This window comes from Parabacteroides sp. CAG:2 (genome assembly GCF_000436315.1).
Classification (GTDB): Bacteria; Bacteroidota; Bacteroidia; order Bacteroidales; family Tannerellaceae; genus Parabacteroides; species Parabacteroides distasonis.
This window is the reverse complement of the sequence record NZ_FR885321.1, coordinates 176,246-191,037: the sequence shown is the minus strand read 5'-3', so window position 1 is coordinate 191,037 and position 14,792 is coordinate 176,246. Positions and strand designations below refer to the sequence as shown.

At 50.3% G+C, this 14,792-nt stretch carries 18 protein-coding genes; 9 read left to right on the top strand and 9 right to left on the bottom strand.

Annotation, left to right across the window (positions count from 1 at the left end; all coding sequences use genetic code 11):
• The 8 genes from QVP94_RS15050 to QVP94_RS15015 form a co-directional block, all read right to left on the bottom strand.
• Positions 1-1,312, bottom strand: a 1,312-nt coding sequence (locus tag QVP94_RS15050; RefSeq protein WP_288213292.1) for an oligosaccharide flippase family protein, incomplete at its 3' end; no start/stop codon positions are given.
• Positions 1,313-1,604: 292 nt separating this feature from the next.
• Entirely contained in the window at positions 1,605-3,164 is a 1,560-nt protein-coding gene (locus QVP94_RS15045) for a PD-(D/E)XK nuclease domain-containing ATP-binding protein (RefSeq protein WP_036629199.1), read from the bottom strand.
• 90 nt (positions 3,165-3,254) lie between these two features.
• Complete coding sequence (locus QVP94_RS15040; RefSeq protein WP_022192920.1) at positions 3,255-4,355, bottom strand: MraY family glycosyltransferase; 1,101 nt, start codon at positions 4,353-4,355, stop codon at positions 3,255-3,257.
• Positions 4,356-4,372: 17 nt separating this feature from the next.
• Positions 4,373-4,516 (bottom strand): hypothetical protein, encoded by a 144-nt coding sequence (locus QVP94_RS15035; RefSeq protein WP_005861867.1) that lies wholly within the window; start codon positions 4,514-4,516, stop codon positions 4,373-4,375.
• A gap of 2 nt (positions 4,517-4,518) precedes the next feature.
• Positions 4,519-4,656, bottom strand: coding sequence for a hypothetical protein (locus QVP94_RS15030; protein WP_005861865.1), 138 nt, complete (start codon positions 4,654-4,656; stop codon positions 4,519-4,521).
• Between the two features lie 14 nt (positions 4,657-4,670).
• On the bottom strand, positions 4,671-5,072 hold the full coding sequence (locus tag QVP94_RS15025) for a hypothetical protein (protein ID WP_022192919.1): 402 nt from the start codon (positions 5,070-5,072) through the stop codon (positions 4,671-4,673).
• Entirely contained in the window at positions 5,072-6,226 is a 1,155-nt protein-coding gene (gene nusG / locus QVP94_RS15020) for a transcription termination/antitermination protein NusG (protein ID WP_022192918.1), read from the bottom strand. The genes QVP94_RS15025 and nusG overlap by 1 nt, the downstream gene beginning before the upstream one ends.
• Positions 6,227-6,775: 549 nt before the next feature.
• Positions 6,776-7,708 (bottom strand): tyrosine-type recombinase/integrase, encoded by a 933-nt coding sequence (locus QVP94_RS15015; RefSeq protein ID WP_022192917.1) that lies wholly within the window; start codon positions 7,706-7,708, stop codon positions 6,776-6,778.
• 142 nt (positions 7,709-7,850) lie between these two features.
• On the opposite strand from QVP94_RS15015, the gene QVP94_RS15010 reads away from it, so the two are divergent.
• Entirely contained in the window at positions 7,851-8,483 is a 633-nt protein-coding gene (locus tag QVP94_RS15010; protein ID WP_008778054.1) for a BT4734/BF3469 family protein, read from the top strand.
• Between the two features lie 26 nt (positions 8,484-8,509).
• Positions 8,510-10,315 carry a DUF3987 domain-containing protein gene (locus QVP94_RS15005; protein WP_022192916.1) on the top strand — a complete coding sequence of 602 codons (1,806 nt, stop codon included), beginning with the start codon at positions 8,510-8,512 and terminating at the stop codon, positions 10,313-10,315.
• A 233-nt stretch (positions 10,316-10,548) separates the two neighbouring features.
• On the opposite strand, the gene QVP94_RS15000 is transcribed toward QVP94_RS15005, so the two are convergent.
• On the bottom strand, positions 10,549-10,788 hold the full coding sequence (locus tag QVP94_RS15000) for a DUF4248 domain-containing protein (RefSeq protein WP_022192915.1): 240 nt from the start codon (positions 10,786-10,788) through the stop codon (positions 10,549-10,551).
• A 226-nt stretch (positions 10,789-11,014) separates the two neighbouring features.
• Here QVP94_RS15000 and QVP94_RS14995 point away from each other — a divergent pair, with 226 nt between their 5' ends.
• The 7 genes from QVP94_RS14995 (at position 11,015) to QVP94_RS14965 (ending at position 14,647) form a co-directional block, all read left to right on the top strand.
• Entirely contained in the window at positions 11,015-11,512 is a 498-nt protein-coding gene (locus tag QVP94_RS14995) for an HU family DNA-binding protein (protein WP_005865971.1), read from the top strand.
• 281 nt (positions 11,513-11,793) lie between these two features.
• Positions 11,794-11,892, top strand: coding sequence for a smalltalk protein (locus QVP94_RS14990; protein WP_005861849.1), 99 nt, complete (start codon positions 11,794-11,796; stop codon positions 11,890-11,892).
• Between the two features lie 318 nt (positions 11,893-12,210).
• Positions 12,211-12,657, top strand: coding sequence for an N-acetylmuramoyl-L-alanine amidase (locus QVP94_RS14985; RefSeq protein WP_022192914.1), 447 nt, complete (start codon positions 12,211-12,213; stop codon positions 12,655-12,657).
• 78 nt (positions 12,658-12,735) lie between these two features.
• Complete coding sequence (gene prmA / locus QVP94_RS14980) at positions 12,736-13,587, top strand: 50S ribosomal protein L11 methyltransferase (protein ID WP_005861841.1); 852 nt, start codon at positions 12,736-12,738, stop codon at positions 13,585-13,587.
• An 89-nt stretch (positions 13,588-13,676) separates the two neighbouring features.
• The gene (locus QVP94_RS14975; protein ID WP_005861840.1) at positions 13,677-13,898 is read left to right on the top strand and encodes a YtxH domain-containing protein; all 222 of its coding nucleotides are present in this window, start codon (positions 13,677-13,679) and stop codon (positions 13,896-13,898) included.
• A 7-nt stretch (positions 13,899-13,905) separates the two neighbouring features.
• Positions 13,906-14,313: a phage holin family protein gene (locus QVP94_RS14970; protein WP_005861838.1), complete on the top strand. Its 408-nt coding sequence runs from the start codon at positions 13,906-13,908 to the stop codon at positions 14,311-14,313.
• Complete coding sequence (locus QVP94_RS14965) at positions 14,273-14,647, top strand: hypothetical protein (protein ID WP_005861836.1); 375 nt, start codon at positions 14,273-14,275, stop codon at positions 14,645-14,647. The genes QVP94_RS14970 and QVP94_RS14965 overlap by 41 nt, the downstream gene beginning before the upstream one ends.
• The last annotated feature ends 145 nt before the right edge of the window (positions 14,648-14,792 follow it).

The following is a 14,792-nucleotide window of genomic DNA, read 5'->3' as shown; positions in this document are numbered from 1 at the left end:
GTGCTACCGGAAAAGCGAACTTCAATTTGGAGTGGATGAGCAGCACGACAAGCACAAGAGCCTTAAAAACAATGTTCAGCACAAAAACCGTCTCCACAGGCATCCCTAGCTTCAAGCAAACATACGAAGCCATGAAATTAACCGTATAGAGACTTGCCAAACCTATCTCGAAAGATTTTATGTTCCCCTGTGCCAGCATACCTGTTATAAGGGGGTTCAAAAAACACTCCACGAGTGAGTACAGAAGGGTAAGTACCACGAAATTCACCGTATGGGCGGGGACATCGACCAACCACAACCGCAACACATAATCAACGCCCGCACAAAGGGGCAACAAGATCATCAACATGATAAAAAAGCTGAACTTGCTGCACCGGATGATCAGGGAATACATCGCCTCCAGATTCCCGGAGGCGTAGTTCTTGGTGATTTGCGGATTCGAGGCTTGCATGAAATTCATGACGAAGCTATACACCGCCGCGTTGACTTGCATAGCGATCCCCCGTGCGGCATTGACAGCGGGACCACCAAACAGGTTTAAAAGGACGTTGCTTCCTTGGTCTTTCAGCACGATGGCCCCATTCCCCAAGAACGCCCAACCAGAAAAAGCGAACATGCGGGAAAGCAATCGCCTGTCGAAGCCCCACAGGAAACGGCACTCCGCAAAATGACGCTTGCAATAGAGCACATAGGTGAAACGCACGATCAAGGCCACCAACACCATGCTCAAGGCGTATAGCCAAAGCTTATCGACAGGGGAGATCAGTAACAAATAGGCCACCAGCAACTTCAAGACCACCTCGATGATGCTGATGTAAGCGAACGCCTTCATCTGCTCGTGGGCTATAATCAACGCATTATAGGGAACGCTCAGCAAATTGATGAAAAAGCTCAACACGGAGAACCCCAACACATAAAACGTCACGCCGAGGCGGTCGGACGGTATGACCATCTTATGCGCCACGAACCAAACCCCGAACGTGCCTATCAGCAAGGAGATGACAAGCCCCATGGCTATCTGTATCAACAAGGAGGATGAGAAAATGCGCCGCAACCGCAAGGTAGTGGCATCCGGCTGCCCCATCTCGTAGGTAATGAAACGGCCGATAGCCACCGACAAGGCACCCGACAAAATGTTGAACAGCGCCACAAATCCACCTACCACGTTGTAGATGCCATAATCCTCCTCGCCCAATACCTCCAGTACCACCCGTACCGTATACAAACTTACCGCCATCACCAATATCTGGCGGAAGTAGAGGAACAGCGTGTTCTTAGCGATCCGTTTATTGTTCACTGACGAAACTGACATAAGAAAGGATTCATTTTTACCCGATTTGAATTTTCGAGCAAAGGCATCGTATCAAGAGGCTTTGGTCAAGATAGTATAAAAATGGCTCGTTTTTTTGTAAGCACTCAATTTAGGGCATACCCCTTTGAAAGGGCACTTTTCAGTGCCCTAAACCGAGTTTTGTTAAATAATTAGTTTTGAAATTAACATTGGCTCGTAACCAAAGTGATTTTGTCAGGAACCATGTTAACATAATCCCTGCACCCGTTAAAGATATTTTAAAAAAAAGTTCCGATGAAGTTCCAGATAGAACTTAATATTCAATCTTCCATCCCTCGATCGTCCGTGTCTCCGTGCTGAAATTAATCCCAACCTTCACCACCGGTAACCCGCAAAGAGCGAAACGCTCCGGATAATTTTTCAAGTTGATTTGATCAAAGGCTATATCCGCGGTCCTATTCAACTTCAATTCCACGACATAAAGTGTTGTCGTGGTGCGCATCACCATGTCCACACGGCCTTGGGGGGTACGGACTTCCACGTCCACATACATTCCAAGCAGGCTGAAGATCGTATAAAGCAACGACTGGTAATGACCTTCGTAATCCGTATTGTCACATTGAGGGATGGTGGACAGGAAGGTCTGCAACAAACGCAACGCATCATCCATCCGCTCTCCTGCGATCGCCTCGAAAAGAAGGGCTACCGTGGTAAGCCCATCCGCGGTATATTGATGCAAAAAACCGGGAAGCAAGCTCTTCAACAATCCCATACGTACCTCCTTGTTGGGGATATCGAGCGTGTACAAATTCGTGAGCGGGGAATAGCCCTTTATCGTGACGTAACCACTCTGATAGAGCAAGGGCGTAATATCGAGCATCCGTTCCGTGGGGGCGTCAAACGACTCCGCCAACACTTTGCGTGCGCCTATTTGCTGGGGTTCCACGTGATACTTATCCAACATCTCGATCAAATAGGTAGGTGTACCACTATCAAACCAATAGGAACTGATTTTTCCCTTGCTCAAGGCGGTAAGCAAACTGAACGGATTATAAATATCGGATGACGGCCACGTGAAATGATAACCGTCATAATTATCTTTCAGGCGAAGAAAAGCCTCCTCTCCGGATATCCCCAGCTTCCCTGCCAGCAAATCGATATCCGCACCCATCTGACCGCGCAATTCCTCTTCCGAGATGCCGCAAAGCGAGGCATAAGCCTCGTCCATGCTGATGTTCTCAATATTGTTCAGCTCGCTGAATATGCTCAACTGTGAGAATTTCGTGATACCGGTGATGAACACGAAGCGCAAGTAAGGATCACACGCCTTCAACGGACTGTAGAAATTGCGCATCACGTCGCGCAATACGGGAAGATCCCTCTCCTCGTGTACCACATCCAAGAGCGGAGCGTCGTACTCATCAATCAAGACAACCACCTTCTGTCCGGTCTGGGCGTAGGCACGTTTGATCAGGCTCTCCAGACGCTGGTTGGTATAGACCGCGCTCTCATCGCGTCCGTATATTTCCTCGTAACCGGATAGTTTCCGTTCCAATTCACTCAACAAACGTTCCTGATCCATATGCTTCGCCGTGCTCATGTCGAAGTGAAGCACCGGATAGCTCGTCCATTCCTTTTCCAGCCGTTCCATCGCCAGCCCTTCGAACAGTTCCTTACGTCCCTCGAAGTAGCTGCGCAGCGTACTGGTCAGCAAGGATTTTCCAAAACGGCGGGGACGGCTCAAGAATTGATATTTCGAGGCGGAATGGGTCATTCGGTAGACCAGTTCCGTCTTGTCTACATACAGGTAATTCCCCTCCCGGATTTCAGAGAAGGTCTGGATGCCTATCGGATATAATCGTTCTTGTCCCATCATCGTATCGCCTATTTAGTCTTGAACCTCAAAGATTCAATTTTTCCCGGATTCAACGAATTTCACCTTGTTTTTTACAGATCATCGTTTCTACACAGGTGTTTTCGCGATAAAACAATTAATCGTCAAATGTAGCAACGACCATAAAATCAAGTTTATAGCCAACAAGAAGGTAATATTCATCCACCATGCCAACCATGCGTTCAATCCGATAAAAGACAACGCTATCCCAAGGATCGTCACCATCACCATCCGCACCCGCATCCCCGTGCGCAACAACTTATGATGAAAGTGATTCTTATCCGGCAAAAACGGATTCTTGTGCTCACGCAGGCGATGCAAGACCACACGGATCACGTCCAACAGCGGAACCAGCACCGTAGAGAAAGCGATCACCATGTACGGGTTGGACAATGTCGGAGAGACCTCGTTCGTCACGCTCATGTGAATGATCAGGAAACTGATCACGTAGCCCAGCGTAAGGCTGCCGGCATCCCCCATGAAAAGCTTATGTCCACGGTTGGCGTTACCGAACACGTTGTAGCACCAAAAGGGCATAAGGATACCCAGCGTACAGACCGCCAACAAGGCGTAAACATACTGCCCACGAAGAAAGAATATCACGCTCAAGACCGACAAGGCGATACAACACAGGCCCGAGGCCAAGCCGTCGATACCATCAATCAAGTTAATGGCATTTGTTATATATACCACGATAAACACCGTGAACGGCACCCCTACCCAAACCGGCACCGAGTAAATACCGAACAAGCCACCAAACGAGTCGAACCAGTTGCCTGACAGTACCAACAGAAACGCCGCAGCAATCTGCACGGCGAATTTATAGCGGTAGCCTACACCGACCAGATCGTCGCAAACACCCACCAGATAAAGCAGCGTCATGCCCACGAACAGGAACAGGTACTCATAAAGCATATTGAATGACAAGCCGGACACGTTCACATCCCAAAAGTACAGACGAAAACCGATCACCAGGAACATCGACATCAGGATCACTGGAAAAAAGGACAGCCCACCCAGACGAGGAACCGGCATCGTATGTACCTTACGGGCGTCCGGGACATCATAGAGCCGTTTCTTATGGGAAATCACCAAGATCCTCGGGATGATCACCATGCCGAGCGATACGGCAAACAGGAAACCGAATAATAGAAACAAAGATGTTTGCATGATCCTAACGTATAAGATTATTTCTTTCTTTCATCCATCTTCCCCCGCATGTAAGCGATATACCGCTCCACGGCTTCATGGGCCAGTCGGCGGAACCGATCCTCGTCATCCAGATGTTCCCAAAGGAGGTCCAACAGACGGACATAGATGCTGAAATGCATGTCTATACCTTTTTTAAAGCGTTATAGGTACTGCCGCCCATACCTCCGGTTACGCAGACGATGGATTTGGTCAGCTTGGTGACTTTCAGCAGCGTGTCGATGTAATCACCCAGACGGGGAAAGAATTGTTGTCGGTACATATGTGATAATCGTATTAATTTCTCTGAAATCCGTACGTGTGGGGATACGGCAGTCCCGATACCTCCCGGTCGTGCCACGACCGGTAATCTTCCGCAGGGAAAACGGGGACGGTCAATCGCTTATAATCCGGCTCGTCTATCCGCAAGATATGCTTGCGGGCGTACGAACGCAGCGAGCGATCCGTTACGGACACCATCACGACCGGAAACGGATACCCGAACAGGCGCATCGGCGTGATCTCGCTGTCCGGGAACGCACGACGCAACTGATAGGCCGAACGCTCGAAGGCGACCCAGTAAGGCCCCGTACAATACAAGTGCATGGAGGTATGGTTCGCACGCTCACGTTCCATGATCTCGCACAAATGGTCGTTCAGCAACGCCACCAAACGAACGCCGGAAGGAAGGGTAGACATCAAATTTGAATTATGAATTTTGGATTATGATTTAAACTGTCAACTGATTCGTGGCCCAGCCATCTATCATAGTCGCCCAGCCGGCGGATCAAGGATAATTTACTTTTCTTAGGCGAGGGATCGACTTGCCAAGGATCCACTAGCTCGTGTGCCATGCGACGGTAGAGAGCGTTATCCGTGCAGCCGTACAAGGTGACCAGCAACAGGGCACGGGATTGCGGTGCTTTCACGACAGGCAATAAGCCGCGCATCGTGTCGTGCAAGCGAACGAAAGCCTCCTCATCGCCCGACAGCTTATAGGTCGGGAGGAGCAACGCGCACAACTTGCAGCGCATCACGTCTGTCTCCGCACGCAAAGAGGCATACCCCCGCAGTACCTCGCCGGCCAATCGTCGATCCTCCTCGCAGACACTGCCGGAAGCATGGTAACGTCCCAAGGCCTCGTGCAGGCCCTCCGACAGGCGGTCGTTGTCCAGATAGGTATAAACGTGCTTGCTCTTCGCGTTCAACTCGATCAACTCGTACTCACCCGCCTTCACCTCGAACAAGGGTACCCACATGCAATCCAGTATGCGTGCCATCACCTCCTTATGACCGCCGCCCGGCTGGATCACCACCTCGGCCTCCATCCCGGTAAAATAACCGGATGTTATGCGTACCCGATCCCCCTTCAACAAGCGGGTGCTCTCCGGCACGTACACCGGGAGCTCGTTGGAGTAAGCCTCCGCCACCCAGCGCAAATTCGCCATCTCCTGATCCAAGAGGTGCGGGAAATAGGTCGTACTCCCGGAAGAGACACGGGGAAGGAAATTATACAAGGGGAGTGCCTGCTTCATGCGGAAGATTTCCTCTACCGAAGAACGGATAAACACGTAGTTGAACAGCAAAGGTCGCCTCGTGTTGACCAGCTTGCCACCCACCTTTCGCACCTCCACGTACGAGGGGGCGAAATACTCGAAAAGAGCCTCTCCCCGACGTTCCCGCCGGGAAAGCTCCACGTCCAAGCCTTTGGAGGGACTGATCCGGTCACGCCGTCCACCCGCGGCGGTAGGAAGCGTGAGCACGTACCAGCGCACGGCTTTCAAGTCATGACGCTTGCCGGCCTGTGTCAGGCCCCCCTTCGGGCGATCGTTACTCAAAATACGCATCGGCATGATTCTCTTTTCCCTAAGATATACGAGGAGTTCCCCTCTGATTAAACGACAATTCAAAGCCCTGCCAAGCGTACCCTATTTACGCCTAACACACAGCACTTTAAGTTTTCAAATATGGCATTTCTGAAAATTACCATACCTAGTGAATATTTAGCTACTCGGGAAGTAGCGTATTCTTTCATGCCGCGAATGTAGTAAAAAATAACAAATAGCAAACAATCATTAGGCTTTTGTTTGCGCTTCGACCTTGATTCTCCTTAAATCTTCGTTCTTATTGCTCATGTATAGACATGACAATAGAGACGAAATGACCTCGTATTTCCTACGTCATTACGTCCCTTCTAAAAATCGAACTGGCAAGGACGTGACAATATCTTACCAAGGTAAACCTCTAGTTGTAGAGATGGGGCACGCCCCGTCTCAACCCCTCTAAATGGTAACTTTAAATAATACCCATCAGTCTGTGCAGAGACGGGGCACGCCCCGTCTCTACAACTGGGTGATAACCGTTCTCGCACCTTTTACGCTACTTCCCGAGTAGCCAACCTCTTACCCCACCTCGGATACCGGTTTATACACGCTCTCGAAGCAAGCCCGGTTCATCGCCGACAGACGTTCCAAGGAAAAGCTCTTCAAGTAAATTTGCGTGGTCTTGATAGACGTATGCCCCAACAGCTCACTGATCATCTCGATCGGTACGTCCTGTTCCTTCAAGGTCGTGGCGAAAGAGTGACGGATCGTGTACGAGGTGACCGGCTCACCCACACCACAAGTCTCCGCCAGCGACCTCAAGTCGCGGTTAAAGCGCAGCAAGGCGCCGTTGTATTCCGCATAGGCCGCCTCACCCGTTTTCTTCCCGCTCAGAAACGGGAACAGGTAAGGCGAGTCCTTGTCCGTGCAAACCGCCAACTCATCCAACAAGAGCCGTACATCGGCCGGGATCTCCACCCGGATGAAAGACCCGCTCTTCTGACGATGGTACGACAAGACCCCGTCCTTGACATTCTCTTTCCGCAAATGGGCGAAATCCACGAACGCCATCCCGCTGAACGAGAACATCAGGCAAAAACACAGCTGGGTTCTCCGCATCTCCGGCTCAACTCTCGGAGTCCCCATCAACGAGCGCAAGCAATCCAAAGGCAACGCCTTCTTCCGCTTGCTCTCCACGCCAGTAAACACCCCCTTGAACAGATTCGGGATATACGAAACCTCGCCAGCCTCCACCGCCAAGTTATAGATATGCCGGATTCGCCGCATATAGGTGGACACCGTATTGCGCATACAGCCCCGCTTCGACAGCCATGCCTGATAAAGCAAGAGCCTCTCTTTGTCTATATAGGCATAAGGGATTTCCTCCATCCCGCAAAAACACTTGAACGAGCGTAAAGCGTCCAGATAACTCTTCGCCGTGGAATAACGCCCCACCTCACGAAGGTGGGCTATATAAGCCAACATACCCGCCACCACGTCTTCTTTTTTCATATAAATCCTCCTTAAATCCTTGTTTATTCTGTTATCTTTTATTTAATCATGTCAACACCATTAACATTGGGACGAACTGTTCGTCCCGCACTTTATTTTATTAATCCGACCTTCACCGCCGTTAATCTAAGAAAAAGAATACATGAAAAATGAATTTAAAATGTCCCTTTTCGCAGCCCCGATCTCACCGGTCAAAGATAGCCTAACGGGACGAGTATCACGACCGGCTACCGTATATCCCAGTCGAGAAGTCACCTTACAGGAGGTGGTCCGACTCATCACCGGCGATCCGGCCCTCGAACGCCTCACCCGGCAGCTCCGCCTCCCGCTTGAGACGGGTGACAAGGAACGATTCAGCGAGCTGAAACGGCAAACGCTACCGTATGTCACGCCTTGCGGGACTTTCTCCTACCGGAAAAGCGATCGGCTCCTAGCCCCGAGCGGATTGGTAGTAGTGGATGTAGACGGATTGGACTCTACTGCGGAGGCGGAAGCTCTCCGAAGACAGCTGTTCGACGATGCCTACCTATGCCCCGCCCTCTGCTTCATCAGCCCGAGCGAACGAGGCGTAAAGGCTTTCGTCCCCTATCCGGAACATCCCGGAAACGAGACACCCGCCTATATCTCCGAGCATATCCTAGGCGTAATGAACTACGTGGAATATGTGTATGGCGACGGAGAGACGCGAGGCTCCCAGAAAGTAGACCCGAGCGGCAAAGACATCGTCCGCTCCTGTTTCCTATGTCATGATCCCAACGCACTTTTTAGGATTTGAAATCTAACTCATAAATCATAAATTACATGTCAGACAGTTTATCCCGCTTAGTAGAAGCGGTTCGTTCGGCGGGTGTAGATATCGCCCCCGGATATTGTGAATACGTGCGCTTGGCGTTTGCCATCGCCAACGATTGCGGCGAGGCAGGACGAGAAGGGTTCATCGCCCTGTGTTCCCTATCGGTGAAATTTAACCGGGAGAAGGCCGAACGGCTTTTCTCCAACGCCTTGAAAAAGGGAGACCACAGGATACACCTCGGTACGGCCTTCCACTTGGCCGAACTGGCGGGCGTACGCCTGGAGCCTCCAAGCCGCCCCCGCGATACGCACGCAAATAATGCAAGTAATGCAAGTAATGCAGCACCTTTTTCCCACACACGTGCGCACGATAATAACGTAGAGATCGAGATCGAGGAGCAGGTCGATCCGTTCACCCACCTGCCCTTCTTCCCCGAGGGGCATGAGTGGCCCCGGATGTTGCGGCAGATCATGGCGTTCGGACAGAGCCGGGAGCAACGGGACGTACTCCTCCTCGGCGGGCTCACCACCTTGGGCGCCTCGCTCGCCCAGACGCTGCGGTTCCTATATGGAGGCAAATGGTTCTTCTCCAGTTTGCAAACCTTCGTCGTCGCTCCTCCCGCCTCCGGAAAAGGCGTGCTCGCATGGACGCGAATGCTCGTGCAACCGATCCACGACGAGATCCGGGCGACCGTGGCGGAGGAGATGAAAAGGTATAAGAAAGAGATGACCTCCTTCAATTCCTTGGGACGGGAAAAGGCGAAAGCCGAGGAGCCGGAAATGCCCCTCAACCGTATGTTTATATTCTCCGGCAACAACACCGGTACCGGTATCTTGCAGAATATCATCGACTCGGGCGGCGTGGGGATCATCTGCGAGACCGAGGCGGACATGGTCAGCAACTCCATCGCCTCGGATTATGGCCATTGGAGCGAGGTGATCCGCTGCTCGTTCGATCACGACCCACTCAGTTACAACCGGCGGACAGACCGGGAGTATCGGGAGCTGCGGCACTCACACCTGTCGGTATTGATAAGCGGAACGCCCGGGCAGGTGAAGCCGCTGATCCCTTCCAGCGAGAACGGATTGTTCTCCCGGCAAATGTTCTATTATATGCCCCGTGTACTTCACTGGATCAACCAGTTCAGTCTACAGCGGACCGACACGTCGCTGGAGTTCCAGAAATTGGGCAAGGACTGGATCGCTCACTTGAGAGAGATCCTGAAACTGGGGGTGATCTCGCTTCGCTTGACCGACGCGCAAATCGTCTCCTTCAACGAGGTGTTCCAAACCTTGTTCGAGCGCTCCCGGAAGGGCACCGGCAACGAGATGAACAGCTCCGTCGTACGGATGGCCATCAATATCGGACGTATCCTATCGATCGTCGCCCTATTGCGAATAACAGGGGAATGCGAGGAGGCGGGAGACTTCGCCGCCAGCCTGCGCAAGTCGCCCCGGCTCACGCCAGACTCGCAGATCTGCGCCGACAATATCAAGGACGGGATCATCACCCGCTGGGATCTCTCCATCCAAGAGGATGATTTCCAAGCGGTCCTTTCCTTGGCCGAGCCTATGTACCTACACGCCGTACACATACTCTCGTTCCTTCCCGCCAACGAGGTGAAGAACCGGGGCATGGCCGACCAAGAACGTCTCTTCATCACCTTAGATACGGGTTTCACCTATCAATCCCTCTTGGAAGAAGCCGAGAAGCTGAAGATACCCAAAAACACCGCATGCAGTTGCTTGCAACGTTGGCAGAAACAGGGAATCGTCCGAAAGGGAGAAAAACGAGGGGATTATAAGAAAACATAATCCCTCTTCCTCCTCTTCTTTTAAGTATGTACGCACGTGTGTGGGAAAACAGGTACTGCATTACTTGCATTATTTGCATTACTCGCATAAGTCGCACGCCCCACACGTACACCGGCATCGCCTCACGCCTACGCCCGTACAGGGCCACGCCGATATACGTGTGGGTTAACGTCAATATACGCATGAAGCGATGCCGATATACGCATGCGAAAGCGAACGTGGAAGACCCTCGTTCAAGGACGGCCCAAATAGCGAAAGATCAGTTCCACTTGCAGGGAGGTGAAAATCCGCTGCCGGTTTTGGTAGCCTGTCTCATCCAGCTCATCGCTGAGCCTCCGATGATGTCGGACCCATCCCGCCAAGCGGTTGAGGGCGGAACTCGGACTGATATCGGGAGCATAGGCTATGGCCAACTCCCGTTTGCTATAAGGGCGCACCGGCCACTCATCCAGATATTCGTTATTTGTCTGCATAAAATAGGTATTTTTCATTCATTTACAGGAATAAAGATACTAAAAAAGTACGAATCCGGCAACGATCCGATCCACTAATATTCATCTTTTATCACCTTATTCCCCTCGATTTCACACCGCCTCTACGAGACTCATTCCGGAGGAAACCGGAAGTCGTACATTCGTAATCGAAAACAGATCGATCCCATTTTCAATTATCAATTATCAATTTTTAATTATCAAAACTATGGCATTAAATTACAGTGTGGCCCTTCGGCCCAACCCCTTGAAGAAAGACGAGCCGGCGAAAGCGTACGCCACGGCACAGGTCAATGGAGAGCTGTCGCTCAAGCAACTGAGTCGCCGGGTATCCATGCAAACCACCGTCAGCCGTGCGGACGTGGTAGCGGTATTGATCTCCACCGTCGAGAACCTGCTTGATGCCCTCCAAGAGGGAAAGCAGGTGGATTTCGGCGATTTAGGCAAATTCCGTCTACAGATACTCAACGAGGGGGCGGAGAGTCTTGAGAAATTCACATCTACAAACATCACCGGTGTCAACATCCAGTATATACCGGGTGAGGACCTGAAGAACATCTTCGCCGGACTGGAGTTCCAGCCGGTGGCCAGTCGCAAGGCTCAGCAAGCCGTGCTTCGTGCGGAGAAGGCCGGGGAGACCTCTGTCGATATCAGCAAGAAGCCCGCTTCCGGAGGGGACGACTCGGAATCGCCTGACGAGATCTAGCGTGTCACTTTTGGCTTGTACCCAATCGGTATGTCACTTTTGGCTTGACCCAAAAGTAACCAAAAGGTCAAGGCTGACGCTGACGGGCTACTTCGAGACCTTCGCTCGCTGTCGCATCCCAACTCGCTGCGCTCAAACAGGGATGCTCCGGGCGCTCGCTACGGTCTCTCCGCTTCACGCCCGTCCGCTGAGGCCGTCCGAAGGAAAGCGTCGCTTTCCTCTTATATCTGCCGGGATATCATTATTCATTATTCATTGTTCACTATTAATTATTAATTATCATGAAGAAGTCTGTTTGGAGTACCATTCTCAAAGTGATCATCGCTGTTGCTACCGCCATCGCAGGGGCCTTCGGCCTGCAAGCTTGCCAATTGTTTTAGCAAGCCTCCCCCACCCGTTCCCACTCCCTAAAGAAGACAACCTCCCCAAAAGAGGACACCCTCTACCCAGAAGGACAGTCTTTCTCAAGGGGCCGGCCTCTCCTCAAAGAGCCGGGAACGGCTCTCCATCCGGCCTTAGCGGGCGGGCGTAAAGCGAGGCGGCCGAAGTGAGCGACAGGAGCGTCCCTGTTTGAGCGAAGCGAGTTGGGACGCGACAGCGAGCGAAGGCCGACGAGTAGCCCGTCCGCTAAGGCCTTGAACTTTTGGTTACTTTTCTTTCAAGAGAAAAGTAACACACAAACTAAAAAAAGAATAAAAATGAAACAATATTGCTTTTACCAGAATTACAGGGAGGTTCGCCTCCTTGTAATTCATTGCAGCGCAACACGCTACGACCGGGATTTTCCCGTGGAAGCGCTTCGAGGCGCACATAAGGATCGTGGGTTCGCCGACATCGGCTATCATTACTATATCACCCGGGATGGCGAGCTGCACCGCTGCCGGCCGGAGAACCAGATCGGGGCACACGCCTCGGGCTGGAACGATCACAGTCTGGGTATTTGCTACGAGGGTGGATTGGATGAGCGAGGTCTTCCCGCTGATACCCGCACCTACGCCCAGCGTTGTACCCTGCTCGATCTCTTGCGGCAGCTACGCCGTGATTACCCGTCAGCACGTATCTTAGGACATTATCAACTCAGCACCAACATTCGCAAGGCTTGCCCCTGCTTCGACGCGGAGAAAGAATATGCGGAATTGTATTAGGCTTCGTGATATTTGAATAGGCAACAGATTTTTTCGTATGTTTGCGGACAATATAGAAAATAAACAAAAAGATACGACATGAACTATTACGAACTTAGTTTCACATACACCTCCCCTATCGAGAAAGAGATTATCAATGACGTGCTGGCCGCCGAGTTGGGGGAAATCGGTTTTGAGAGCTTTACGGAAAGCGAGAAGGGTTTGCTGGGATATATATCCGAGGCTTTATACGACAAAAAGACATTGGATGATAAACTGGCCGACTTTCCGCTAGAAAATACCCGGATCGATTACACCTCCAAATGGGTAGAAAGCAAGGACTGGAATGAGGAATGGGAGAAGAATTATTTTAAACCCATCCGGATCGGAAACGAGTGCATTATCCGTGCCTCCTTCCACGAGGCGGAGCCCGGCTATACATATAATATAATAATAGACCCGAAAATGGCTTTCGGCACCGGCAATCACGAAACGACTTATTTGATGATAAGCGAGATGCTGAAACTAGACCTAGAAGGCAAGGAGCTACTGGATATGGGATGCGGCACAGCCGTGCTGGCCATCTTGGCCCGGCTGAAAGGGGCGAAACGGGTAGCGGCCATCGACATCGACGAATGGGCTTATAACAACGCCCTAGAGAATATCCGCCTGAATCATACCGAAGACATACAAGTTGCCTTGGGCGGCGCCGAGAAAATCAAGGAATTCGGACTATTCGACATCGTCTTCGCCAATATCAACCGGAACATCCTCCTGAATGACATTTGTCAATATACAAACAGTATGAAACCGGGAAGCATCCTATTTATGAGCGGCTTTTATGTAGAAGATATCCCGGCGATAGAAGCAGAATGTCAGAAGAACGGGCTGAAATTGGATTCTTATAACGAAAGAAATAACTGGGTTGCCGTGAAGGTCTTAAAAGGATAACTTTTTTTAACAGCAAAAGTTAAGACAAGGATAAACCTTAATCCAAATAAATACGTTATCTTAGTGGAAACTTCTAAAAAGAAAAAGTTATGAAAAGCGTAGATTCAAAATTATTACTTGGCCTTGTAGTAGGTGCGGCTGTTGGTGCCGCTGTAGGTTATTTGGCAGCGACAGATAAGAGAGAACAATTACTGGAAGAATTGAACGGTGTTGTCGGAAAAGTAAAAGAAGGTTTTAACTCCGCTCTTGCCAAATATAAAGAAGGAAAGCAAGAAGTAGTACAGGCAACAGAAGAAATCGTAGCTGAATAAGCTTTGTATGGAGAAAGATTCAGGAACAGTCTTCCGTGAGCTGAAAGAAGATGTATCGGCTTATGTGGAGTTAAAACTTGAGCTCCTAAAGTTGAGCACATATGAGAGAACGGGTAAAGTCATAGCCGTTCTCTCATATGGCTTGATATTATTGTTCTTGGCGTTCTTCGCCATCTTGTTCATATTCTTGGCCTTGGGCTTCTTCCTAGGGGATTGGCTCGGCTCCTCCGGGTTCGGATTCGGTATCGTGGCGGTCTTGTACCTGCTACTTATCGGCATTATAATAATGAATAGGGACAGGATCAGCACAAAAGTATTAAATGAGGTAATAGCCGCCATGACGGCGAATGACGATAAAAATAACGCGACAAACGATGAACAACCGGCAAACCCCACTGGAGAAACTGATTTCTGACAAAGAACGCATACAGAGACAATGTAAGCGACAGGAACAGAAATTGAATGAGGATTTCTCTTATATACAGGAGAACGCCGGAAGTTTATTGTTATCCGGATTATCGTCTCTCCTTTTCCCGAGCAATAAGTCAACGACAAAAACAAACGACAAGAACACAGCTCCCGTAACGGCTGGACAACCCTCCATCGCTTTAGGGATCTCAGACTATTTATCCATAGCGAAAGGCATGATTCCCATCGCTTGGGATCTCGCTCAACCATTTATTATGACGTGGGGAATCAAAAAAGCGAAAAAATGGTTCTCTAATCTCTTATTCAAGAAAAAGAAATAACCTCCAACAATTAATTTATGTTAGAGGGCAGTTTTTTTCTCGCTATATTATAAGGCTCAATACAAAAAACATGACTACATTTGCAGTCGTTAAAGCAAGGATAAAATGAATATCTACTCCTTGCGATGGATAAGAGATAAAAATA

Coding starts and splice junctions, on each gene's coding strand:
- QVP94_RS14985 (WP_022192914.1), top strand. CDS start 12,211: ATGAAACAATATTGCTTTTACCAGAATTACAGGGAGGTTCGCCTCCTT.
- QVP94_RS14995 (WP_005865971.1), top strand. CDS start 11,015: ATGGCATTAAATTACAGTGTGGCCCTTCGGCCCAACCCCTTGAAGAAA.
- QVP94_RS15010 (WP_008778054.1), top strand. CDS start 7,851: ATGAAAAATGAATTTAAAATGTCCCTTTTCGCAGCCCCGATCTCACCG.
- QVP94_RS15040 (WP_022192920.1), bottom strand. CDS start 4,355: ATGCAAACATCTTTGTTTCTATTATTCGGTTTCCTGTTTGCCGTATCG.
- QVP94_RS14965 (WP_005861836.1), top strand. CDS start 14,273: ATGAACAACCGGCAAACCCCACTGGAGAAACTGATTTCTGACAAAGAA.
- QVP94_RS14975 (WP_005861840.1), top strand. CDS start 13,677: ATGAAAAGCGTAGATTCAAAATTATTACTTGGCCTTGTAGTAGGTGCG.
- QVP94_RS14970 (WP_005861838.1), top strand. CDS start 13,906: ATGGAGAAAGATTCAGGAACAGTCTTCCGTGAGCTGAAAGAAGATGTA.
- QVP94_RS15025 (WP_022192919.1), bottom strand. CDS start 5,072: ATGTCTACCCTTCCTTCCGGCGTTCGTTTGGTGGCGTTGCTGAACGAC.
- QVP94_RS15015 (WP_022192917.1), bottom strand. CDS start 7,708: ATGAAAAAAGAAGACGTGGTGGCGGGTATGTTGGCTTATATAGCCCAC.
- QVP94_RS14990 (WP_005861849.1), top strand. CDS start 11,794: ATGAAGAAGTCTGTTTGGAGTACCATTCTCAAAGTGATCATCGCTGTT.
- QVP94_RS15030 (WP_005861865.1), bottom strand. CDS start 4,656: ATGTACCGACAACAATTCTTTCCCCGTCTGGGTGATTACATCGACACG.
- QVP94_RS15035 (WP_005861867.1), bottom strand. CDS start 4,516: ATGCATTTCAGCATCTATGTCCGTCTGTTGGACCTCCTTTGGGAACAT.
- QVP94_RS15005 (WP_022192916.1), top strand. CDS start 8,510: ATGTCAGACAGTTTATCCCGCTTAGTAGAAGCGGTTCGTTCGGCGGGT.
- nusG (WP_022192918.1), bottom strand. CDS start 6,226: ATGCCGATGCGTATTTTGAGTAACGATCGCCCGAAGGGGGGCCTGACA.
- prmA (WP_005861841.1), top strand. CDS start 12,736: ATGAACTATTACGAACTTAGTTTCACATACACCTCCCCTATCGAGAAA.
- QVP94_RS15045 (WP_036629199.1), bottom strand. CDS start 3,164: ATGGGACAAGAACGATTATATCCGATAGGCATCCAGACCTTCTCTGAA.
- QVP94_RS15000 (WP_022192915.1), bottom strand. CDS start 10,788: ATGCAGACAAATAACGAATATCTGGATGAGTGGCCGGTGCGCCCTTAT.